The organism is Homoserinimonas sp. A520 (assembly GCF_054489245.1).
In genome coordinates, this window is the sequence record NZ_JBTMWX010000002.1 from 91,051 (window position 1) to 113,528 (window position 22,478).

16 protein-coding genes are annotated in these 22,478 nt (G+C 61.8%); 7 read left to right on the plus strand and 9 right to left on the minus strand.

Annotation, left to right across the window (positions count from 1 at the left end):
- The first annotated feature begins 2 nt into the window (after positions 1-2).
- Genes ACX3PH_RS04960 through ACX3PH_RS04980 form a run of 5 tightly spaced genes read left to right on the plus strand, consistent with a single transcriptional unit; the run spans position 3 to position 5,760 of the window.
- Positions 3-1,487, plus strand: coding sequence for a DUF2142 domain-containing protein (locus ACX3PH_RS04960; RefSeq protein ID WP_459090027.1), 1,485 nt, complete (start codon positions 3-5; stop codon positions 1,485-1,487).
- Between the two features lie 31 nt (positions 1,488-1,518).
- A complete protein-coding gene (locus tag ACX3PH_RS04965) occupies positions 1,519-3,063 on the plus strand; it encodes a DUF2142 domain-containing protein (protein WP_459091426.1) in 1,545 nt (514 codons plus the stop codon).
- A gap of 48 nt (positions 3,064-3,111) precedes the next feature.
- Positions 3,112-3,852, plus strand: coding sequence for a glycosyltransferase family 2 protein (locus ACX3PH_RS04970; protein ID WP_459090029.1), 741 nt, complete (start codon positions 3,112-3,114; stop codon positions 3,850-3,852).
- Positions 3,849-4,190, plus strand: a complete 342-nt coding sequence (locus tag ACX3PH_RS04975; protein WP_459090031.1) for a DUF2304 domain-containing protein — start codon at positions 3,849-3,851, stop codon at positions 4,188-4,190. Before ACX3PH_RS04970 ends, ACX3PH_RS04975 begins: the two co-directional genes overlap by 4 nt.
- Positions 4,177-5,760 (plus strand): DUF2142 domain-containing protein, encoded by a 1,584-nt coding sequence (locus tag ACX3PH_RS04980; RefSeq protein WP_459090033.1) that lies wholly within the window; start codon positions 4,177-4,179, stop codon positions 5,758-5,760. Before ACX3PH_RS04975 ends, ACX3PH_RS04980 begins: the two co-directional genes overlap by 14 nt.
- On the opposite strand, the gene ACX3PH_RS04985 is transcribed toward ACX3PH_RS04980, so the two are convergent.
- The 6 genes from ACX3PH_RS04985 to ACX3PH_RS05010 form a co-directional block, all read right to left on the minus strand.
- A complete protein-coding gene (locus ACX3PH_RS04985) occupies positions 5,740-7,590 on the minus strand; it encodes a hypothetical protein (protein ID WP_459090035.1) in 1,851 nt (616 codons plus the stop codon). The two genes, ACX3PH_RS04980 and ACX3PH_RS04985, sit on opposite strands and share 21 nt — an antisense overlap.
- Positions 7,591-7,752: 162 nt before the next feature.
- Positions 7,753-9,051 carry a nucleotide sugar dehydrogenase gene (locus tag ACX3PH_RS04990; RefSeq protein WP_459090037.1) on the minus strand — a complete coding sequence of 433 codons (1,299 nt, stop codon included), beginning with the start codon at positions 9,049-9,051 and terminating at the stop codon, positions 7,753-7,755.
- 46 nt (positions 9,052-9,097) lie between these two features.
- Positions 9,098-10,255 (minus strand): glycosyltransferase, encoded by a 1,158-nt coding sequence (locus ACX3PH_RS04995; RefSeq protein WP_459090039.1) that lies wholly within the window; start codon positions 10,253-10,255, stop codon positions 9,098-9,100.
- Positions 10,256-10,369: 114 nt separating this feature from the next.
- Positions 10,370-11,527, minus strand: a complete 1,158-nt coding sequence (locus ACX3PH_RS05000; protein WP_459090041.1) for a glycosyltransferase — start codon at positions 11,525-11,527, stop codon at positions 10,370-10,372.
- A 2-nt stretch (positions 11,528-11,529) separates the two neighbouring features.
- Positions 11,530-12,612, minus strand: a complete 1,083-nt coding sequence (locus tag ACX3PH_RS05005; protein ID WP_459090043.1) for a glycosyltransferase family protein — start codon at positions 12,610-12,612, stop codon at positions 11,530-11,532.
- A gap of 77 nt (positions 12,613-12,689) precedes the next feature.
- A complete protein-coding gene (locus tag ACX3PH_RS05010; RefSeq protein ID WP_459090045.1) occupies positions 12,690-14,498 on the minus strand; it encodes an ABC transporter ATP-binding protein in 1,809 nt (602 codons plus the stop codon).
- A 24-nt stretch (positions 14,499-14,522) separates the two neighbouring features.
- On the opposite strand from ACX3PH_RS05010, the gene ACX3PH_RS05015 reads away from it, so the two are divergent.
- Positions 14,523-15,806, plus strand: a complete 1,284-nt coding sequence (locus ACX3PH_RS05015; RefSeq protein WP_459090047.1) for a hypothetical protein — start codon at positions 14,523-14,525, stop codon at positions 15,804-15,806.
- On the opposite strand, the gene ACX3PH_RS05020 is transcribed toward ACX3PH_RS05015, so the two are convergent.
- From ACX3PH_RS05020 to wecB, 3 genes are read right to left on the minus strand one after another with little or no spacing between them, the layout of a single operon-like run.
- A complete protein-coding gene (locus tag ACX3PH_RS05020; protein WP_459090049.1) occupies positions 15,796-16,863 on the minus strand; it encodes a glycosyltransferase family 2 protein in 1,068 nt (355 codons plus the stop codon). The genes ACX3PH_RS05015 and ACX3PH_RS05020 overlap by 11 nt on opposite strands.
- Positions 16,860-17,996, minus strand: a complete 1,137-nt coding sequence (locus ACX3PH_RS05025; RefSeq protein ID WP_459090051.1) for a glycosyltransferase family protein — start codon at positions 17,994-17,996, stop codon at positions 16,860-16,862. Before ACX3PH_RS05025 ends, ACX3PH_RS05020 begins: the two co-directional genes overlap by 4 nt.
- A complete protein-coding gene (gene wecB, locus ACX3PH_RS05030; protein ID WP_459090053.1) occupies positions 17,993-19,051 on the minus strand; it encodes a non-hydrolyzing UDP-N-acetylglucosamine 2-epimerase in 1,059 nt (352 codons plus the stop codon). The genes ACX3PH_RS05025 and wecB overlap by 4 nt, the downstream gene beginning before the upstream one ends.
- A 168-nt stretch (positions 19,052-19,219) precedes the next feature.
- Between wecB and ACX3PH_RS05035 the strand changes: the two genes are divergently transcribed.
- On the plus strand, positions 19,220-22,420 hold the full coding sequence (locus tag ACX3PH_RS05035) for an FG-GAP repeat domain-containing protein (RefSeq protein ID WP_459090055.1): 3,201 nt from the start codon (positions 19,220-19,222) through the stop codon (positions 22,418-22,420).
- Positions 22,421-22,478: the final 58 nt, after the last annotated feature.

Sequence of the window (22,478 nt, forward strand, 5' to 3'; positions counted from 1 at the left end):
CCATGTTGATCGCTCCGTTGCTCGTCTTCGTCGCCATGATGTCCTGGGCATTGGCTTCTCCCGTAGGTTCTGGCCCCGACGACGACTTCCACCTGGTGAGCACCTGGTGCTCGAGCCCGATCAGCGCCGAAGTGTGCCTGCCCGGCAAGGACTCGGAGACCAGAGTCGTACCCGAAACGCTGGTGGAAGCGCCGTGCTTCGCACAAAAGCCCGAGGTCAGCGCAGCCTGCCAGGAACGCCTGGACTTCACTGCGGAGCCGTCCACTATGACGAACCGGGGCAACTTCGTCGGCGCCTACCCTCCGGTGTACTACTCGGTAATGGGCTTGTTCGCCTCGGACGACATCGAGTCTTCGGTATTGGCGATGAGAACGGTCACGGTACTCATCTTCACCGCGCTCATCACCTCCCTGTACCTGCTCCTGCCAATCGCTCGGCGACCAGCACTGGTCTGGAGCTGGGTATTGACGACCGTTCCCCTCGGCCTCTTCATTCTCACGTCCAACAACCCGAGTGCCTGGACGATCATGGGGGTCGGCTTCGGGTGGATCGCGTTGCTCGGGTACTACGAGACGGATGCGACCAAGTCCGCAATTGGCCGCAAAGTTGCCCTGGGGGCAATCTTTGCGTTGTGCGCGTTCATGGCCGCAGGTTCGCGCGGCGACGGAGCGATCTACACAATCGTTGCCATTGTCGCGGTGGGCATCCTGACGTTCTCGCGATCCAGGCGCTTCCTGTTCGAGTCGATCCTTCCGCTCGCAGCGGCCGTCATGTGTGTAGCCATGTACCGGTTCTCGCGACCGATTGAGAGCGTCACTGGAGGGGTTGCCGCGGAGCCGACGAACTTCGTGGCCGCGGTGGTGAACAATCTGCTCCAGGTACCGTCCTTGTGGATGGGCATCGTCGGCAAGGAGTGGGGTTTGGGGTGGCTTGACACCACCATGCCGGCCACCATCTGGTTCGTCGGTCTCGCGTGTTTCATCGGGGTCGGGTTTGTCAGCGTGCAAGGGGCATCGGTACGCCGGATCGTGGTCCTCGCGGGCGGGGCACTGGTGCTCGCCCTGCTGCCGGCCGGGCTCTTGGCAGCTGCCGGCGACGGCGTTGGTGAGAACCTGCAGCCCCGCTACATCCTGCCTCTGATGGTCCTTTTCGCTGGCATCGTTACGCTTTCGTCCGGCCGGTTGCCCAACCGGTTGACCACTCCACAGTGGATCATGGTGGCGGCTGGGCTATCGGGCAGTCAGCTCATTGCACTGCATCTCAATATGCAGCGATACGTGGCAGGGATTTCGAACCAGAGCCTGAACATCGACGACGACATCGGGTGGTGGTGGCACCTCGCGCTATCGCCCAACACCGTGTGGGTCATCGGTTCGGTGGCCTATGCCGCGCTGATTTTTATTGTGCTTCATGCGCTGAGGCGACCTTCCGGCATCAAGCCGCGCGAGAATTCGGATGCGAGCGAGGCGGCTGTTCTGCATGGGTAACGGCGTTGGAAAGGCACGGCTCTTGCGAAAAGTGAAGGTCATCTACTTTGCTCCGCTGTTCGCGGTGGTCGCCCTGTTCTCGTGGGCGCTCGCGTCGCCGATGGGCGCCGGGCCAGACGACGATTTCCACCTGGTCAGCACCTGGTGTGCCGTGGTCGATGGCACGAGCTGTGAACCGGGCACTTCCGCGGATACCCGGGTGGTGCCGGAGGCGATCCTGGAGTCGCCCTGCTACATGGGAAAGCCGAATAAGACTGCGGCCTGTCAGGAGGACTTTGACGCGACGGGCAGCGTCATGGTGCTCACCGATCGCGGAAACTTCGTCGGCTCCTATCCACCGGTCTACTACTTCGTCATGAACGCGTTCGTCGGGTCAGACATCCTCACCTCGGTCGTCGTCATGCGCCTCGTCAATGTGCTGCTGTTCGTCGGCCTCACGACAGCGTTGTTCTGGCTTCTGCCCGTTCCCCGACGACAAACGCTCATTCTGATGTGGACGATCACGACTGTCCCACTCGGGATGTTCCTGATTGCATCAAACAATCCGAGTGGCTGGGCGATGGTCGGCGTGGGAACCACCTGGCTGGCGGTGCTTGGCTACCTCGAGCGGTCCGGCTGGCAACGGTGGGCTCTCGGGGCGATAGCGGTAGTTGGAACGCTGATGGCAGCCGGATCACGTGGCGATGCCGGCATCTACACGGTGTTGGGCGTTGGTGCTGTGTTCGTGCTTACTTTCCCTCGGGACAAGGACAAATGGCCCAAGTACGCGCTGGACGCGATCCTGCCGGTGGCGCTCGTAGCGATCTGCTTCCTGTTCTTTGCACTCTCGAGCCAGTCGAGTTCTGGAGTGTCCGGTTTCAGTTCAGGCGCGCCAACAGGGGAGCCACTGCCCGAGGATGCGGATCCAGCGGAGCGGCTGACCGGTTTCGGGCGCTTTGCCTACAACCTTCTGAACATCCCATTCCTGTGGGCCGGCAATTTCGGTGAATGGGGCCTCGGATGGCTGGATACAGCGACGCCGAGCATCGTCACGTTCAGCGCGATCTCCTGTTTCGTCGCGATCAGCTTTGTCGCGTTGTCGCGACTGCGGGGCAGAAAGCTCTTTGTGGTGGCAGGTGCCGGGCTGGCAGTCTGGGCGTTGCCACTCTATGTGCTGACTCAGGGTGGGCAGATTGTGGGCGTCGCTGTGCAGCCGCGTTATGTGCTCCCCTTGATCGTGTTGCTGGCCGGGTTGATCGCGGTCACCCAGCTGGGTGAGTCTGTCTCACTCGCGCGGTTGCAGGTGGTTCTGATCGTCGTAGCGCTTTCGGTGGCGAACGCTGTCTCACTGCATGTGAACATGCGGCGGTACATCAAGGGGGCCGACCACCCGGGTTCCAATCTCGACCTCGGCATCGAATGGTGGTGGAACGGAGCTCCGTCGCCCATGTTCGCCTGGGCTGTTGGGTCGCTCGCCTATGCGGCACTTCTGGCGGTCATCCTCAGGGCAGTGGCCTGGCCTCCAGCAACTGTCACGACCGTTTCGGGGCACCCAGAGGCGGCAACGGATGTTCCTGCCGAGTCGGCGCCGCGGTAGCCGTTACCTGAATTAGCGGTACCCCCTCGCCCACTAGACTGTGGCGTTATGAGAGTCCTCGTTGCGATCCCTGCCCTCAACGAGGCAGCAGTGATGGGTGACGTGCTCGCGTCCCTGTCGACAGTTCAGGCTCTCACGGATGTCCTGGTTGTTGACGACGGTTCTCGTGATAACACAGCGCTGATCGCCCGTGCCGCAGGCGCACACGTCGTCTCGCACGCCATAAACCTTGGCGTGGGCGCTGCAATGGGCACGGCGTTCAAGTTCGCGGTGCAAAACGGGTACGACTCGGTCATCCAATTCGACGGTGACGGCCAGCACCGCCCCGAATTTATTGCAGAACTGATTGCCGCCGCCGAGCACTCCGACATCGTTCTCGGTAGTCGTTTCGCCGATGGCGGCTCGTTCAAGTCATCGGCCGCACGGCGCGGCGTTCAGCGTTTCATTGCGCGGGTCGCCTCGGTCTATGCGCGCACGCGACTCACCGATGCCACGAGTGGCTTTCGCATCGCCGGCCCGCGTGCGCTCGCGGTGTTCTCGGAGCATTACCCGGTCGAATGGCTGGGCGACACGGTTGAGTCCATCGTGCTTGCGGTCCGGCAGGGGCTGACTGTGAGCGAGATCCCGGTCGTCATGAATGAACGGGCGGGCGGGGTTCCCTCCCAGTCCGTCTTTAGGGCAACCCTGTACACCGGGCGTATCCTGCTCATCCTCGGCCTTGCAAGCATCCGAAGTGTTCCCCCGCAGATCAAAGCACTGAACCTGCGAGAAAAGAGAGCGGCCGCGTGACTCCGCAGGTATTCGCGATAGCCCTGGCTATCGCCCTCTTGATTGTCGTCATTATGCTTCTTCGGTCCTACGTGCTCCCGGAGAAATATGCGGTGGTTTGGCTTATTGCTGCGATTGCTGCCATCATTCTTTCAGCGTGGCCGGGATTGCTCGATACCGTGAGCGCGTTCTTCGGAATCGCGCAGCCCATTAACTTGCTTTTCGTTGGTGGGTTCTTCGTCGTACTTCTACTTCTCATGCAAATCACTCTCGAGCTGGCCCGCACCCGCGATGAGCTTCGCAAGGTCGTTCAGAAGCTGGCGCTTGAAATTAAGAGGAACCCGAATGGTGACAAGTGAGGCCCGAACCTCGCAGCACATCTTCACCCTAGTTCGCCGCACCCGGTGGATTCACCTGGCGCCAGTGCTGGCCCTGATTGCCCTCAGCGCATGGGCTTTCGCATCGCCGGTCGGCGCCGGACCTGACGATGATTACCACATCGTCAGCACCTGGTGTGCCAGCGGTGGGAGCACCGAGTGCACAAAGGGCTCCTATGAGAACAGCAGGATCGTCCCCGAGGCCTTTCGGGATGTCTCCTGCTATGCGCAAGACCAGGCGCGCAGCGCGGAATGCCAGACCGCCTCCTTCGAGGCGGGAAATGGGAATCCCGTTGAGACGACGCGGGGGAATTTCGCCGGTGAGTACCCCCCGATCTACTACGCGACCATGCACATCTTCGCCGGATCTGACCTGCAAGTCAGCGCTCTGGCGATGCGACTCTTCAACGTGGTGCTGTTCGTCGGGCTGGCTACCGCGCTGGCGGTGCTCCTACCTGTCGGCCGCCGGCAAACACTGTTGTGGGGCTGGCTCATCACCCTTGTGCCGTTAGGCGTATTCCTCATCCCGTCGAATAATCCAAGCGGGTGGGCGATCGTCGGAATCGGAACCGCCTTTCTCGCGTTGCTCGGCTGGTTCGAGTCAGAGGGTCCGCGACGCTGGGCGCTTGGCGCTATTTATGTCGTGGGTATGCTGATGGTCGCCGGAGCCCGCGGGGATGCCGCAATCTATGCTGTCGGAGCGACGGTCACCGTGCTGATCCTCACAGCAGCTCCGAATCGCGCTTGGGCGCTCAGTGCGGTCTTGCCTGTGGCGGGTGTTGCCTTGGCCGTGGCAATGTTCGCGGCAGCAGGACAAAGCGGTGTCGGCCTGGTGGGCTTCACCGGAGGCGAAGGGGCGACAGTCCCGGTTGTCAGTGATGTGACCGGTTACGAACCAGCACTCAGCGGTTCCTCGCTGGCAGCGTACAACCTGCTCATGCTTCCCTTCCTGTGGACAGGCGTCTGGGGTGCCTGGGGTCTTGGCTGGCTGGACACTCAGCTGCCCGCCATCGTGGCATGGGCGGCCGTATCGGCGTTCGTCGTTGTCGGGTTCGCGGGGTTGGGCCGGTTGAACTGGCGCAAGGCCATCTCGGTAGCAGGAACACTCCTCGTTCTTGTCGCTCTGCCTGTCTACGTGCTCACGGTAGGTGGTGACAAGGTCGGCGCGAATCTCCAGCCCCGCTATCTGCTGCCCCTCATTGTGCTGTTCGCTTTCCTGGTCATTGTCGAGCCGTCGCTCGGCGGTGCGCGCGGCAGGCTGCGTTTCACCCGACTGCAGACATTCACTGTTCTGGGCGCCCTGGCCATTGCGAACCTTGTTGCACTCCAGGTGAACATTCGGCGCTACGTGACCGGTGCTGACCAGCAGGGAGCGAACCTGGACGCTGGTGCCGAATGGTGGTGGACCGGGTTCCCCGTCGGTCCCACTGCTGTGTGGCTTATCGGCGCGATCGCATATGCCGGGTTGTTGGTGCTTTTGTGGCCAGAGCTCAGGCGCAAGGTTTCAGCCTCAGCAGCCCAGCCGGCGTTGTCAGTTGCGCTTCGTCGTTAGCTCGGGAAGCGACGCTTCTTCGTAGAGGCGGGGAGTGCGGTTGATGGTTTCAATCGCGTGCTTGAAGTCCACGCCGACGACGTCGAGGTACCACTTGAGATTCGGGTAACGGGACATGTTCTCTTCTTCGACGAGACGCAGAGCCTCGTCGCGAGTGAGCTCACCTTCCCGAATCTGGTTGCTTCTGAACGTATCGTGTTCGGTGAAGCCAGCGATCGTGTAGTACGCGTAGTTGTAGAACGCTGCCGTGCCGTCGCCGATTCGCCAGGTCGTCTTCGTGTCCGGCGCTCGCTCCCAGTCGTACTCACTGTCGAGGGTGTCTTCGAGCACCTTCTCGTCCCAGCGCCAGTAGTCGAAGACGTGGAAGTAATCGGTCTTCTCCGTGAAGCTCCGGTAGTACTCGCCGGAAAGGGTGTCCCACAGCGATCGGTTGAAATATCCGGGGCTCTTCAACATGGCGCCGAAGCGCAGTGACTGGTAGCGGAGCTGCTTCATTGCCCCATGACTGTAGACGCGCTCTTCGGCGAAGTCGGGTGGAACGCCGAGGAAGCCGGACTTGAAGTGCGTGACTTCGAGAGGGTTGATGCCCCACAGGTTGAGCGAGATGCCGGTCTGCTTCTTGATGGTCTCGATGTGGCGGAAGAAGTGCTTGTCGCCGGCGGTAAGCACACTGAGCATGCCGAGGTGGGGGGACTTGAGCCAGGCGTTGAGGTTGCGGCGAATGTTGTCGCGCTTCTTGGTGATGTCCGGCGCCACGATGATGTTCTCGACCCCGAGCTTCGCCGACATCCGGCTGACGTTCCTTCGGCCGAGGTCGGTGACCATGCCCCAGTCGTAGGTGTACGTAATGGGACGCAGCCCAAGCTCGTTGACAATGAGGTGGAGACCGTAGGAGCTGTCGCGGCCGCCGGAGAAGGGAACGAGTACCTCGTCGCCGTGCTTGCGACGGAATGGCTTGACAAGCTCGAACAGCTCTTCCTTGGGACGGGGCTGGTTCCTTGGCTTGTAGTGCAGGCAGTAGTTGCAGACACCGTCGTTGTCGAAGGTGATGTACGGCATCGTCTCCGGCAGGATGCACTTGGTGCAGCGCCGAAATTCTGGCCGCGGATACTGCAGGAGTTTCTCTTCTTCCGCGAGCAGGCCGAGCCCTGGCACCAGGTTGATCGAACGGTCCGCCCATTCCTTGAGCTGAATCTTCTCCTCTTGAACCGGAACATCAAGAACGATGCCGTCCCTGATCTGGCGGATGTTTGCCGCGCCGATCTGCTCGAGCGGGTACCGCTCAGATGAGAAGACAACGCCGTTCGACTTGTCGCCGAGGTAGAGGCTGCCGTTGTTGGAGAAGAGCAGGAGCTTTCCGAGCCGCGGGATGAGAGCGGCGCAAGCAACGACGCCTTCAGTGAGCTCCAGAACGCGCTCGGCCGCCGTCTCGACCGTTCCGCCATCTTCGAGGTGCGTGGCGATGATGGCGGGAATGACCTCGGTGTCGATCTCGAGTTCTGGGGTCTTGCTGATCTGTGGCCAGACATCCTCGTGATTGATGATGATGCCGTTGTGCAGCACGACGATTTGTTCCCGCATCACCGGTTGGTTGTCTGCGGTGCCGTTTGTCACGAGCCGGCTGTGGCCGAAGAAGAGGTGGCCAGGTGACGGGATCCGCTTCAGTAGGCGGTCGATCGGCAGGTCTGCACGGTAGGAGTTGTAGGCATCCTTGCCATGGATAACCATGCCACTGGAGTCACGCCCCCGCTGCTGTGCGTGCTTGACGATGGTCTTGACCGACGCGGAGTCGAGGCTATCCGGGCCGATGAAGCCAAAGATTCCGCACACGTGTAATACTCCGATTCCGTAAGGGATGGCAGGGGCCCGTGGAACGCGAACCCGGAGAACGTTCAAATTATGCCACGCATTTCAGACTAAGCCATCGAACAGGTGTGGCGGCTTCGCCGGCAATAGGCCTGTGCCGCGGCTATCAGGAGTGCGCTGCGGGTCCTACACCGTTGGCTTGCCGATGACCCGGTATGCGACTCCAGGCCACTGCTCGGCCGACGAGATTCGCCGCCCGTCGATAAATGCTTGAATGCCTGGCAGGTCTTCCGAACTCAGGGAGCGGTACTCTGCGTGGTTCGCCTGCACCACTGCAGCATCGATGGGATCGCCGAAATGGTACGGCGCGAACCCCAGGCGTGTGAGCTCTTCGTCGTCGAAGAGTGGGTCGTGAACAAGGGGCACGGCGCCACGCGCCTTCAGTGCCTCAACTGCGCCGAAGGCTCCGGAGAACGCCGTCTCTTTCACTCCACCACGGTAGGCGGCGCCTAGTACGGCAATCCTCGCGCCGGTAAGGTCACCGTAGGCTCCCTCCAGCAATCCGATGGTGTAGTCGGGCATGCCGGCATTCGCGGCGCGGGCAGCGGAGACGATGGTGGCCTCAGGGTCGGTCCACAGATACAGCCGCGGGTACACCGGGATGCAGTGCCCACCGACGGCAATACCGGGTTGGTGGATGTGGCTGAATGGCTGGGAGTTCGACGCCTCGATCACCTGATAGATGTCGATGCCTGCCTTCCCCGCGAAGCGCGCAAACTGGTTCGCGAGGCCGATGTTCACATCTCGGTACGTCGTCTCGGCTAGCTTCGCCAGTTCAGAGGCTTCGGCGCTGCCCAAGTCCCACACGCCGTTTCCGCGGTGCAGGTCAGGGCGATCATCGAAGTCGAGCACCGCATTGTAGAACTCGACGGCGCGCTGTGCCCCGCGTTCGCTGAGTCCGCCAACGAGCTTCGGATACTTGCGGAGGTCCTCGAAGACCCGTCCGGTGAGCACGCGCTCCGGAGAGAAGACGAGGTCGAAATCGACCCCTTCCTTCAGCCCAGAAGCCTCTTCCAGGAGGGGCTTCCACCGGGTGCGCGTAGTGCCGACGGGGAGAGTCGTTTCGTAGGAGACGAGGGTACCGGGAGTCAACACTTCGCCCAGAGATTTGGTTGCCGCATCCATCCATCCGAAGTCCGGCTCAGCGGTGACTTCATCAACGAAGAGTGGCACGACCAGCACCACCGCGTCGGCACCAGGCACGGCATCCGAGTAGTCCGTAGTGGCGCGGAGCTTGCCCGCAGGGACGAGCTCGGACAGCATTTCCTGGAGGTGAGCTTCGTTGGGGAAGGGCTCGAGGCCCTGGTTTACGAGATCGACAGTGCGATGGGAAACGTCCACACCGACTACGTCATGGCCTTTGCTGGCGAATTGGACGGCGAGCGGAAGCCCGATCTTGCCGAGGGCGATGACGGCGATCTTCAAAGGGTCTCTCCAGAGGGATTGGGTGTTTCAATCCTAGATTGTGATGCTACGTGGTAATGATCGAGAGGCTTTCGTCGACGACTCGCTGTGCGATGGCGTTCAATGAGAATTGGCCTGCAGCCCATTCTGCCAGTTCGGCGCGGGCGTTCGGTTGCAGCGGTGCAGTCGCAGCGGTGTTCATGGCTGCGGCTGCCGCATCGATGTCGTAGTCCACTGCCACCCCGGCGAAGGGGTGGCCTGCGTCGCGGAGGAACTCGACGGTGGGGCCAGGGCCGGCGAAGATGACTGGGCATCCGGCCGCGAGGGACGAGTACGCCTTGGTAGCCAGCGCGTATTCGTTCCGCTTGATGGGCGACAGGCTGGCGACTGTGGCGGTGGCGGTGGCGAGGATAGCTGAGAGGGCCGCTGGGGGTATCGGCGCGTTGAATTCCACAGATTCGGAAATCCCGAGCTGCCGCGCTCTGGTCTGCATTTCGTCGCGGTCTTCGCCGTTGCCGTAAAACACCAGGCGGGCACCGGGGTGCTGCCGCAGCACTTCGGGCATCGCCTCGACGAAAATTTCGGCACCGTGCCACTCGGAGTGGGTACCTGCGTATACAAACACCGGCGGGTCCGGTGGCGCCTGACCGTCGTAGCGGAAGTCTTTGGTGTCGGCACCGAAACCGATCGGGACTGCAGGGGTCATGATGCCGGCGGTACGGAACCGATCAGTCAATGGTTGGTGGGCGGAAAACAGCATCTTCGCACCGCGCAGTCCCCAAGCCTCGACCCGGCGAAGCGTGCCCAGAATGAGCCGGGAACTGGTCACCAACTCGGCGGCTTCGGACCAGTAGTCGGCAGCACGCACGACATACGGGGTGCGGCGAAGGGCAGCGATCACGCGCACGACCGCGACCGTGGTGGGCGGTGGTTCGACGACATAGAGGTCGGCCTTCCGGGAGAACAGGAGCCGGAGGGCCAGGGGGATATCGAAGCTCATGTAGCTGAGGTAACCGCGAACGTATTGCTGCCGGTCACGTTTTACCGGGGCCCTGTGCACCGTTATACCTGATGGGTCATCGATAATGGCGTCGCGTGGGGGTTTCGCGGTCAGGATGGTGACCTCGCATCCACGGTCCCGGAACTCTTCCGCCCACGTGCGCAATATCCCGGACGCTGCCGAAATCTCCGGACCAAAGATCCGAGTGGCAAAAACTACTCTCATCGCATTCCATACGGCCCCGTAGGGTGCCGCCGTCACCTCGCTATCTGAACCAACTCAATAGGATGATTCTCCGAGTTGCCTGTTGAGACTCGGCGCGCTCCCACTAATCAAGTGCTATGCGCGGATGATCATGAGGCTTTCGTCAACGACTCGCTTGGCGATCGCGTCTAGCGAGAACTGGCCTGCAGACCATTGTGAAAGTTCAGCGCGAGCAGCCTGTTGCAGGGGTGCCGCCGCTGCGGTGTTCATAGCTTTGGCTGCCGCATCGATGTCGTAGTCCACGGCCACTCCGGCCAGGGGATGGCCTGCGTCGCGGAGGAACTCGACGGTGGGGCCTGGGCCGGCGAAGATGACTGGGCATCCGGCCGCAAGCGAGGAGTATGCCTTCGTGGCGAGGGCATATTCGTTTGCCGCGACGGGAGCCAGGCTGGCGACGGTGGCGGTGGCTGCCGCGAGGATAGCTGAAAGGGCCGCGGGTGGTATCGGCCCGTTGAACTGCACCGAGTTCACGATCCCGAGGTGCTGCGCTCTGGTCTGCATCCCGTCGCGGTCTTCGCCGTTGCCGTAGTAGACCAGGCGGGCACCGGGGTGCTGCTGCAGCACCTGGGGCATTGCCTCGACGAAGATTCCGGCGCCGTGCCATTCGGAGTGGGTTCCGGCGTAGACGAACACCGGCGGGTCCGGTGGCTTCTGGCCGTCGTAGCGGAAATCTTTGGTGTCCGCGCCGAAACCGATCGGGACCGCGGGGGTCATGATGCCGGCGGTACGGAACCGGTCAGTCAATGGTTGGTGGGCGGAGAACAGCATCTTCGCACCGCGCAGTCCCCAAGCCTCGACCCGGCGAAGCATGCCCAGAATGAGCCGGGAACTGGTCACCAACTCGGCGGCTTCCGACCAGTAGTCGGCAGCACGCACGACGTACGGAGTTCGGCGAAGGCCCGCGACGACGCGGACGACGGCGACCGTGGTGGGTGGCGGCTCGACAATATAGAGGTCGGCCTTCCGGGAGAACAGGAGCCGGAAGGCCAGGGGGATGTCGAAGCTCATGTAGCTGAGATAGCCACGAACATACTGTTGCCGGTCACGTTTCACCGGGGCTCTGCGCACCGTGATGCCCGGCGGATCATCGATGACCGAACCCCGGGGCGGTTTAGCAGTCAAGATCGTGACCTCACACCCACGGTCCCGGAACTCTTCGGCCCAAGTGCGGAGGATCCCGGACGCTGCCGAAATTTCCGGACCGAAGATCCGAGTGGCGATAACGACCCTCATCGTTAACCTGCGAGAAGTCGAGCGACAAGCGCGCTCTGTGTAGCCCGATCCGGCTCGCTTGATAGTGCCTTAGCCGAGCGATCGGCTGCCTCTTTGTACCTTGTCACGTCGGCCGCGGTGACATCGCGCAGCGCATCAACCAAGGCATCCGTCGTTGTGCCGCCGGTAATGATGCCTAGCCCGTACTCCCCAATATGCGCATCAATTTCGGGGGCGGGAGAAAACACCAGTCCCAACCTGGCCTGCACGAAATCAAAGAACTTGTTCGGTAGGTGGTACAGATGGCTCAGCGTCTTGAGCGGGTAGAGGAACACTCCGAGGTCGTACTGGTTGAGTACGGTGGGCAGAGTCTCTGGCGGTACCGGAGGATGCACGGTGACCCCTGGTGTGGCGGCTGCCTTCTTGCGGATGACACTGAGGTGCCCGCCCGGAACTTCGATCAGATAGAGATCCAGGGTGAAGCGACCCTCAAGCCTGTCAACCGCGTCGATGAGTTCCACGATGTTGCGCTCCGCGTCAGCGGTGCCGCTGTGCACAAGCCGGATGACATTCGGATCGACCGTCGTCGGCGTGAGATCCCGCAAGTCCGCCGCGTTTCGAACGATCTCTGTGCTGACCCCGTATCGGTCGCTGTAGAGGCCGGCAAGACCCTTACTCACACTCGTCACCGCAGCAACCTTGGGAAGGTACTTCTTGCAGAGGTGCTCCATGTAAGGGCCAACCAGCAAGCGCCAAACGAGAACGGTCGCGCGCTCTTCGGGCGCCCACTCATGCATGTCGGCCAGGATCGGCGCTCCACCCGCTGCGGCGAAGGCCAAAGGAAGCGCACGGGCATCGTTGGCGACGACCAGGTCGTACGTGCCGGATTCGACAACCTGCCTCTTTACCGCCTTCTCGCCCGGCGCGGTGAGCTCGACAGCGTTGTGAAGCCGAAGCCCGAGCTTTGCCACGCCGAGCACGGTCTCGGGTAGGGACGAAGCTCCATCCGGTACTTGGATGTGTTGCGCAACGCCTTCGGGTGCAGGGCCGTATCCCACCGTTGTCACTTCACCGTGCTGTCGCAGAACCTCGAGTTGGCGCAGCACCCGGGAGTCTGCGTGTATCGGAGAGAAGGAGATACAGAGAATTCGGGGCATATCGCTCTTTCGTTGGTAGGTCGATGTCATGTGGTTTCGGCGTCGGGCTCGCCCTCGGTCAAGCTAGCCAACTGCACCTGCAAACCGAACTGCGGAACGGCTTCGGCGAGCTCAAGGAAAGTTCCCTTGCCCAGGATTTGCCCATGGTCGAGGTAGCAGACCTGGTCGTAGTCCTTGATGGTGGAGATACGGTGCGCGACAGCGATGACTGTCACCTCTCCCCGCAGTGCCTTGATGGCGCGGACGACATCATCCTCGGTCTTCGTGTCGAGAGAGCTGGTGGCCTCATCGAGCACCAGAATCAACGGGTCAGAGTAGAGGGCACGGGCTATTCCGAGCCGTTGTTGCTGGCCACCGGAAAGCGAGACACCGCGCTCCCCGACGGTTTCATCGATGCCGTGTTTGCGGGATGCGATAAGCGAGCCTAGTTGTGCTTTCTCTAGCGCTTCCATGACCTTGTCCCGGTCATAATCGTCGTCCCAAGAAAGCGCGACATTCTGTCCAATGGTTCCATCGAACAGACTGACCCTCTGGGGCACGTATCCGATTCGGGAACGCCAGGCGTGTATGACTTCTGGCAATGGAGTGCCGTCGATCGTCATGCTCCCCGAGGTTGGAGCGCGAAGCCCCAGAAGGAGATCGATGAGTGTCGACTTTCCTGATCCGCTGGGGCCAACTATGCCGAGCGTGGAACCGAGAGGCACTTCAAGATTGAGCCCGAGCAGCACAGAGTCCGAGCCAGTCGGGTAACGGAATTCGATGTCTCGTAGCGTCAGTGCCTGAGGTGCCTCGGGAAGTTGCGACACGTCGGTTCCGGCCAGTGCGTCCGTTGCGTTTGCTTCAGTGCCACGCAAGTCGTCGACAACGTCCCTGACCCAGGGCACACTTGCCGTCGCGCTGATGACTGAAGACTGGATACCAGTGAGAGCCGGAATTAGGCGAAGACCGACCACCGCAAATAGGGCCACAGCGACGACTGCCGCGCTCAGCCCGCCGAACATGTAGCCGACGCCTCCGATCAGCAGGAATCCACCGATTAGGGCTGCTTCATAGCCATAGCGGGGAATGATAGATAGGAATGATAGGGAGGCTCGCGCCCTAACGGCGCCTTGCCGCTCACGTGCAACGACCTCTTGGATCTGGCCCAGTCGCCCGCGAAGAGTTAGCTCCTTAAGTGCCTCGACCATTTCGGTGAGCAGCCCTGCGACGCGGTAGCTGTAGTCCAGGTTGTTTCGGGCCGCCTGCAAGGTCCGCTTCGCGACCACTTGGTTGATGAGGGCTGCGACGAGACCCAGGTACACCAGCGAGATCAACGCGGTGATTGGCTGTGCGACAACGAGCACAGCCAATGTCAGCACGATGGTCAGCACATTCCCTGGAATCGTGAGCAGCGACAGGATCAGCCCGGAGATCGCCACCGAGATCCCGGTGTCGGCAATGCGAGTGAACTCAACGGTGCTTCGCTTAGAACGCTCTTCCCAACTCGATCTTAAGTAGGAGCGGAACATTCGTGCGCCGATCTCGAACTCGTAGAATGCGAACTGCTTGGTCGCGAACCAGTGCATGGCCACCGCGAGGGCGCTCTTGATGATGATGAGTCCGCACGCGACCAGCAGTAGCCAAGGGATTGCGTCGTCAGGGAATTCCCCGAGAAGGGGTAGGACGACCGGCGACCCTGATGCGACCGGGGTGATGATGAGCACGAGGAGAGTCATCGCTGCCACGTCAAATAGGGAGAGGATTGCGGTACAGAAGATGTAAATGACGAGGAATTGCCGTGCCCGACCGGGCAGGAGCGGGAGAAGGTCGAGGAGCGCGCTCCAGAGTTGTTTCATCGCGGCTAGGTTAGCATTACGGCGTTGGGCCGCCTGATGGACGAGACGTATGCCTTCGGTGGGATGCTCGGCGTTTGCTCATCAAGTGGAGGTGCCATGCTCGACGCCGTAACGTTGCTGGAGCGTGCGCCCGATGGGATCCGTCGTCTGGCCCATCGGATCGCCACAGGGCAAGGAGCGCTAGGACGCTTAGCGGACGTCGCCCGGTACCGCTTTTCCGAGGACGAAGTGCCTGTGCCGCAGTTGCCTCGCGATGCACACATCCGCCTCGTGATTGGGCCAGCCAACTCTGCTGAGCAGGGCTACCAGTGGTCACGCGCCTTTGAGCGAAGCTTCCCAAGCGTCGCTGCTATGGCGATGCACGGTATCGGAGTTGGGCCGTTTTTGCCCCAGGCAGATATAAAGGTGCCGATGGCTGTGTATCAGCGTTCAGTATCGTGGCTGGATTCTTTCGAGCAGTATCTCTCGCACCAGACCCACCTCATTTGGGAGTCGGGCCTACCGCTGCTTGGTCGCCGATATGGATCTGATGTCAAACAAGAAATGACACAGTTCGGCGCTCGCGGCGTAAAGGGTGCCCTGCTCTTCCACGGCAGCGACATTCGCCCCCCATCACGCCATGCCGCGCTGAACGAGTGGTCCCCGTTCCGGGACGCGTCCGGGCCAGTGCGTGCACTGGAAGAGGGCGCGGCTAGGAATGCGGCATTAGCAGCAGAATCTGGGTTGCCCGTTTTTGTGTCGACGCCGGATCTATTGCGTTGGCTTCCAGAGGCAACGTGGTGTCCGGTGGTGGTCGACACGACTAAGTGGCGGGAGGCTGCGGCGACGAGGAGCTCGGCTGGCCCCTTGGTGGTTGCTCATGCTCCGTCCCACAAATGGCTTAAGGGTACGGATCGAGTTGAACCGATGCTCCATCGCCTCTCGGAGGAGGGGGTGATCGAGTATCGGCAAGCCTTCGGGGTTCCGCACGCCTCGATGCCGGGCTTTTATGCTGAGGCGGACATCGTGCTTGACCAGTTCGCTTTGGGAATCTATGGAGTCGCGGCATGTGAGGCCATGGCTTCCGGACGACTTGTGATGAGCCATGTGGATGATTTCACACGTGACCGAGTGCGGGAGCGGACCGGTCTGGAGTTGCCGATACACGAGGTGACGATCGGCTCCCTCGAAGACGAACTGCGGCGAGCGGCCGCAGAGCCGGAACACTTCGAGGCGATGCGCGCTGCGGGTCCAGCATTTGTAGAAGCCGTGCACGGCGGCCGCCGCTCGGCTGCCGCCATCGCGCCATTCCTCGGGCTCAGCGCATAAACGCGATCGCGGTAAGGAATCGCAGCGGCGATTCGCGGTGGAACATGCGGCTGCTCGAGGCGGGCAGGAAATTTCCCGGGTATCTGTAGTCAGTTAGTACGGCGTGATCGGCGGCTAGTCGATCCGGGTTAGCTTTGCCCTGAAGTCCGGCGACGATGCGAGCTTCACGGCGACTCAGGATCCCAGCGACGCGCGGCGCTGTGGCCAGGATCCGCCGAACTGCGACGGATAGCGCCGTGAAATCTGCGGCTGGCGCCCCGGCACTCAGGCTTGCCCCGAGAATGTCCATAACATGAGTGCGTAGTAGCTTCACTGCGAACGATTCCCGCTGTTCCGGGGTCAACGTCGAGAGGTACTCAGGTGACAGGACTGCGTCGAGAAACAGCAGGGACTCTGACGCCGGTTTCGCGCTGGTCGACGTCCTAGTCGCCAGATCGCCTTGGTGGATCAGGTAGCCGGGTGCGCCTCGCGCGAGACTTATTCGAGCATCTGAGTACCAGAGAGAGACACCCTGGATGACGTCCTCGCCGGTACGCAGCCCAGGGGTCATCCTTATATTTCCAAACTGGCGGCGCGAGACGAGGCCGAGTTGCACTGTGCGGTAGGCGAGGCGGTCCCGTACTCCGTTTAGGCTGCGCGTACGGAACGGTCGGGTTGGTGGGCTTCGGGTCGTCGCACCAGGCGAGCTACGCAACGGTGGGATGACGACGTCGGCACTGTCACGCCGGGCGACTGCCACCCAGGCATCGACGGCTCCCGGCTCATACTCGTCATCGGAGCCAAGGAGTGCCGTGAACTCGCCGGTTGCGGCATCCAAACCCGCATTGATCGGACCGGCTGCACTTGGCACACCGTCCGCCAGATAAAGCAGCCGCACCCGAGGGTCCTCAGCCCAATCCCCAAGCGCGATCCCGATCTGCTTCGGGGCGACATTGTGGCACACGACGCTCACTCGGGTATCTACCGAGGTCGTCGACAGAACAGAGGCCGTGGCGCGCATGATAGGTCTGGCATCGGTATGGACAGGGATGATCACATCGACGACCGGATCGGTCATGCTTTAGCTCGATCCGCGAGGGCTCTGACTGCAGCGCTCCATGCACCCATCTGTGCTTCCGCGGAGAGTTCATGTGCTGCGGTCGCCGCGTGCGACTTCCACGTGGAAATCTGGTCGACGGTCAGCGAATCCAGCACCTTGGTCAATGCTGCGGCACTGAAGTCGTCGGCCACTGCACCGAACCCATGTGCACGGAGAAGGTTCTGCATCTCGGAGGACGGACCGATTATCAGCCCCAGCCTTGCCTGGACGTAGTCAAAAAACTTGTTTGGCAAGGCCCAACGATTGTTAAAGTTCGTTGGCGCAACAATGTGAACGCCAACATCGTATTCATTGAGGCAGGCGATGAGATCTTGGTATGGGACAGGCTCAGGAAATCTGATGCGATCGGACCCCGCTGCAAGACTGCGCAACTCTTGAACGTACTCAGGATCGTTGCCCATCAAATAGAGGTCCATGGTCACGTCGCTCTTGCTCGCCATGGTGGCAGCGACGAGTACCTCAAGTCGACGGTTACGTATCGAGGCACCGCTGTGGACAAGCCGGATTGGGGTGGAGACCGGTCCCGCAGCAAGTTCAGCGTAGGGTGCCGCATTTGTTACGACCTTGGAGTGGACACGGAATACGCGCTGATACTCATCCGCAATTCCGTGCCCGACCGTCGTCATAGAGGAGGCCCGCGGTAGGAATTCGCCACACATCCACTTCACGAATGGTGCGATGAATATGCGCCAGACGAGAAGTTCCTCGTTCTGACGCGGTGCGTACTCGTGGATGTCGGCGTGCACGCCGTGTCTCGGCTTCAGGGCGAGCGCGAGGCCGACGGTGTCGATGTCGTTGGCGAGGATCACATCGAAGCGTTCGAGCTGTCCGAGATCGGCAGCTGCCTGGCGGATGGCAGGTTGCCGCCAGTAGATCCGGCGGAAGCGCCGGAGGATCAGGTCACTCCGGCGCCAACGGCGGATGCCGTGAGCGTCATCGAGCCGCACGTGACGCACTCTTGGGTCGGGACTGGGCCCATAACCGTAGGTGGTTACGTCGTAGCGTTCGGCGAAAAGCTTTACCTGCTTGAGTACCCGGGCATCCGCAGAGATATTCGAGAACGACAGGATGAGTAGGCGAGGCAAGGTCATTGTCGCTCCCTCAGGAGCTCATCGACAACCGCTTGGGCGGCGTGCCCGTTTCCGTATGGTGCGCTATCCGTCGGTGGCGGCGCAGGCCGAGAGACTGCCCGCGCGATGGTGTTCACCTCGTTGGCAAGAACGTTCCAGCCGAGGTCAACGGTCTCGATCCACTCCGTCTCCGACCTAATCGTGGTCGTCGGCACCCGCAGTAGGAACGCCTCCTTCTGCAGGCCCCCGGAGTCGGTCACTACGCCGGCGCTGTGCATGACGGCGGCTACCAGTTCGGGATAGGGCAGCGGGTCGTGGGTGCGCAGGGCGCCCTGGTCGAGCTGAACTCCATGCTGCTTGGCGAGCGACTTCAACCGCGGATGCGCGAGCAGTAGTACAGGACGGTCGAGACCGGCCAGGGCATCGATTAAGCCACTGAGCCGAACCGGGTCGTCGGTGTTGTCCGGTCGATGGATGGTCGCGACGTAATACCCTCCGACCGGGAGGTCGAATGGGGTCTGGTCGGGTTCGGCGAGCGCGCGGTCACGCACGTTGTAGAGGACATCAGTCATAACATCACCGACGAGCACAGCCCGATCGGCGAGTCCCTCGCGGGCGAGATGATCCATCGACACCTTCGTGGGGGCGAGGAGGAGGTCGGCGGCGTGGTCGGTGAGCACGCGGTTGTGTTCTTCTGGCATGCGGCGGTTGAAGGACCGCAAACCGGCTTCGAGGTGGGCGACTGGCAGGTGCAATTTCACCGCCGCGAGGGCCGCGGCCACCGTCGAGTTGGTGTCTCCGTAGACGAGCACCCAGTCGGGGGATAGGCGCTCAAGTTCGCGCTCAAGCCCTTCCAGCATCCGGCCGGTCTGCTGGCCGTGGCTGCCGGAGCCGATCTCGAGGTTCACTGCAGGAGCAGGGATGTTCAGGTCGCGGAAGAACGCGTCGCTCATCAAGTCGTCGTAGTGCTGTCCGGTGTGCACAATATTGTGTTCTGCACGGCCCGCGAGGGCGGCGGCGATCGGGGCCAACTTCACGAACTGTGGTCGCGCGCCGACGACGCTCAGGATCTGCATGCTTTGAGCTTACGAGGTGCATTCGTGCCAACGTCTCTACCGATCGTCATCGCCTCATCGGTCATCGTATTTCCGCGTGCCTCCAGTGGATCGGACTGTGGCCCTGCGATACTATCGGGGTTGTGTCGAGCTGGGGGTGCTGGCGTGTCAGGTAAAAGGTTGCGCTGGATGGCAAGCGCGATCGCACTCGCGCTTGTCGCCGTGATGCCGATGGCGGTAGGTTCGCCAGCACCTGCGGCCGCGATCGACGCCTCCCAATTCGACCCTGGCCACATCATCTCCGACGCCGAGTTTTACGATGGCGGCGCGATGACCGCCCCACAGATTCAGGTTTTCCTCGATGGGAAAATCGGTAAGTGCGCGGGCACGCGGTGCCTCAATGTGATCCAGGTCGCCCATCCTGGCGCTGCGGCCTCGTACGCGAACAACGGCGGCCTGATTTGCAACGTCCTGCAAGGCGGGACAATGCTGTTCTCTGAATTCCTCTACCGTGTACAGGTGGCATGCGGCATCTCCGCGAAGGTTGTGCTCGCTACGCTGCAGAAGGAGCAGGCGTTGGTGACGAGCACCGCGCCGAGCGACTGGCAGCTGAAGGCCGCAATGGGAATGGCCTGCCCCGACACAGCCCCCTGCGACACCGCTTTCGCTGGTCTCGCCAGCCAGGTATATACCGGCACCAAGCAGCTGAAGACCTACAAGGTTGCGGTGTTCGCGAAGCAGCCCGGTAACCAGTACATCCAATATCACCCCAACGCCGGTTGCGGCGGCAGCTACGTCAACGTGCGCAACTACGCCACCGCTGCGCTCTACAGCTACACGCCGTACCAACCTAACGCGGCTGCCCTCGCCAACCTCTCTGGCACCGGGGACGCATGCTCGTCCTACGGGAACCGCAATTTCTGGCGGTTCTACAACGACTGGTTCGGTTCGGCTGGCTTCTCCATGACATCCACTGCCGACGTGGACTACCTCATTACTCGCGATGCGAATAACGAGCTTTGGGCTTACCCGGCGAAAGGGGGTGGGGGTTGGGCTCCGCGAACGAGCCTCGGCGCAGGTTGGGGCGGAGCCGAGTCCGTGATCGGTGTTGGCGATCTGGACAGCAATGGGTATCGGGACATCATCGCTCGTGACACGCAGGGTCGAGCATGGTTCTATCCAGGCACCGACGCTCTGGAATACCCGACTCGCAAATTGATCAACGTTGATTGGTCCACCTCAACGCATGTGCTCTACGGCGGCTACGTCAACGCCGGCACCGATGCCGACATGCTCACCGTCGACACATCCGGCAACCTGTGGGTGTGGTTCGGAGATGGCACCGGCCAGTTCAGCAACGCCCATAAGGTCGGCTCGGGCTTCGGTTCGTACTCTGTGCTGGTGGGCGTGGGTGACTTCACCGGCGACCGATGCGGAGATGTCCTCGGGCTCGCGCCCTCGGGGGACCTCATGCTGCACTCAGGGAACTGCGCTGGTGGTTTCCTTCCGCCGACCCGGATCGGCATCGGGTTTGGCGGATTCACCAACCTCTCAACGCTCGGTGACTTTACGGGCGATGGCGTCGCGGACCTCTGGGCGAAGACAGCCTCCGGCACCATGCATCTGTTTCGAGGCGTTGGGGGCGGAGCCATCGGTAACACCACGATCGTGGACCAAGGTTGGAATGTGATGCAGGACATCGTCGGTGCGGGCATGCGGCCGGTCCGCCCGCCGATCGTAACCTCGGTAACGAACACGGACGACATGTTTGCCGGCTATCTGATTGCGAGGGATCGCAACCACGCACTCTGGGCGTTCCCGGCGAACGCCGCCGGCGACTGGGCGTCACGGGTGAGCTTGGGTGTCGGTTGGGCCGGCGCAAAGGAGATCATCGGTGTCGGCGATCTGGACGGCAACGGGTTCCGGGATGTGATCGCACGGGATACGGCCGGTAAGGCCTGGTTCTACGCGGGTGACGGTCGCCTGGACTATCCACTCCGGCGCGCGATCTCGGCGGACTGGTCATCCGCTCGCTCGGTCCTATATGGGGGCTACTTCGATTCCGATGCTCACCCTGACATGCTCACCGTCGACGCCGCGGGTGACCTTTGGCTGTGGCCGGGAGACGGAGCAGGGCAGTTTGGCGCACGTGCGAAAGTTGCCGGAGGTTTCGCTGGCGCGGTCACAGTGGCTGGCGTGGGTGACTTCGATGGTGACCGATGCGGTGACCTTATCTCCATCACGCCAGATGGTCTGCTTCTACTGCACAAGAGCGATTGCGACGGCGGACTGGAAGCCGCAATCCAGATTGGTGTGGGCTTCAACGGATACACCGAGGCCTTCTCGTTCGGCGACTTCACCGCCGACGGTACACCGGACCTGTGGGTGAAAAACGGTGCCACCATTCGGTTGTTCCGAGGAACTGGGGACGGTTCCATTGTCTGGACAAGCACGACAGACCATGGCTGGGACTCTTTCCTGAATATCACCGCTGCCGGTATGCGTCCGGGTGCCCCGGTGCCGACTCCTACTCCTACTCCTACTCCTACTCCTACTCCTACTCCTACCCCTACCCCTACCCCAAGCCCAACTCCGACGCCTACCCCGGCACCGACACGTTTGAACGACGCTGGTGCCGGTGACCTTGATGGCGACGGACATCGTGATGTGCTCGGCGTAACACCGGCAGGAGAATTGCGGTTGTTCCGGGGAGACGGTTTGGGCGGATTCCACGCGACCACCCCAATCCTCGACTCGTCTTGGGGAAATAAGACACGGACAGTGACACTCGACGATTTCACTGGCGACGGTCATGCTGACCTGGGGCGAATCACCGAGGCGGGTGCGTTCGAGCTCTTCGCGGGGGACGGTGCCGGCGGATTCAGCAGCGCCCAGACAATTGGACAGGGTTGGGGTGGATTCGACCGCGTATTCGGAATCGATTTCGACGGTGACGGATATCAAGATGTCGTCGCGCGCGACAAGGCAGGTGACCTTTGGCTGCACAGTGGAAACGGGGCCGGAGGATGGCTCAGGAGTGAAGGGGTCAAGATCGGGATTGGCTGGGGGGGCTTCACCGAAGTCTTCAACGGCGGCAACTTCAATGGCATCGGCGGCGCGGATATCATCGCCAGGACCTCTGATGGAAATCTGTGGCTCTACCCGACAAATGGGTCCGGAGTCTGGCAGCCTCGGACTTTGATCGGAATCGGTTGGGGAGGAATCGTGTCGATTTTCAGCCCGGGAGATTTCGACGGTTCGGGTGGACCAGACGTGCTCGCACGGTTCCCTGACGGGCGCCTCATCCTCTATCCCGGCAACGGCGCTGGAGCATGGAAGGGAACTCGACTCGTCGACTCGGGATGGAACTCCATGATGACGATCGGCTAAGCAACGAACGGGTAGGATCGATGGAGCACGATGTCCCGTCGAGACGCTGGGCGAGGCA

Excerpts from the sequence above, each read along its gene's own strand:
- ACX3PH_RS04960 (WP_459090027.1), top strand. The coding sequence starts at position 3 with ATGTTGATCGCTCCGTTGCTCGTCTTCGTCGCCATGATGTCCTGGGCA.
- ACX3PH_RS04970 (WP_459090029.1), top strand. The coding sequence starts at position 3,112 with ATGAGAGTCCTCGTTGCGATCCCTGCCCTCAACGAGGCAGCAGTGATG.
- ACX3PH_RS04980 (WP_459090033.1), top strand. The coding sequence starts at position 4,177 with ATGGTGACAAGTGAGGCCCGAACCTCGCAGCACATCTTCACCCTAGTT.
- ACX3PH_RS04995 (WP_459090039.1), bottom strand. The coding sequence starts at position 10,255 with ATGAGAGTAGTTTTTGCCACTCGGATCTTTGGTCCGGAGATTTCGGCA.
- ACX3PH_RS05000 (WP_459090041.1), bottom strand. The coding sequence starts at position 11,527 with ATGAGGGTCGTTATCGCCACTCGGATCTTCGGTCCGGAAATTTCGGCA.
- ACX3PH_RS05010 (WP_459090045.1), bottom strand. The coding sequence starts at position 14,498 with ATGAAACAACTCTGGAGCGCGCTCCTCGACCTTCTCCCGCTCCTGCCC.
- ACX3PH_RS05020 (WP_459090049.1), bottom strand. The coding sequence starts at position 16,863 with ATGACCGATCCGGTCGTCGATGTGATCATCCCTGTCCATACCGATGCC.
- ACX3PH_RS05025 (WP_459090051.1), bottom strand. The coding sequence starts at position 17,996 with ATGACCTTGCCTCGCCTACTCATCCTGTCGTTCTCGAATATCTCTGCG.
- wecB (WP_459090053.1), bottom strand. The coding sequence starts at position 19,051 with ATGCAGATCCTGAGCGTCGTCGGCGCGCGACCACAGTTCGTGAAGTTG.
- ACX3PH_RS05035 (WP_459090055.1), top strand. The coding sequence starts at position 19,220 with ATGGCAAGCGCGATCGCACTCGCGCTTGTCGCCGTGATGCCGATGGCG.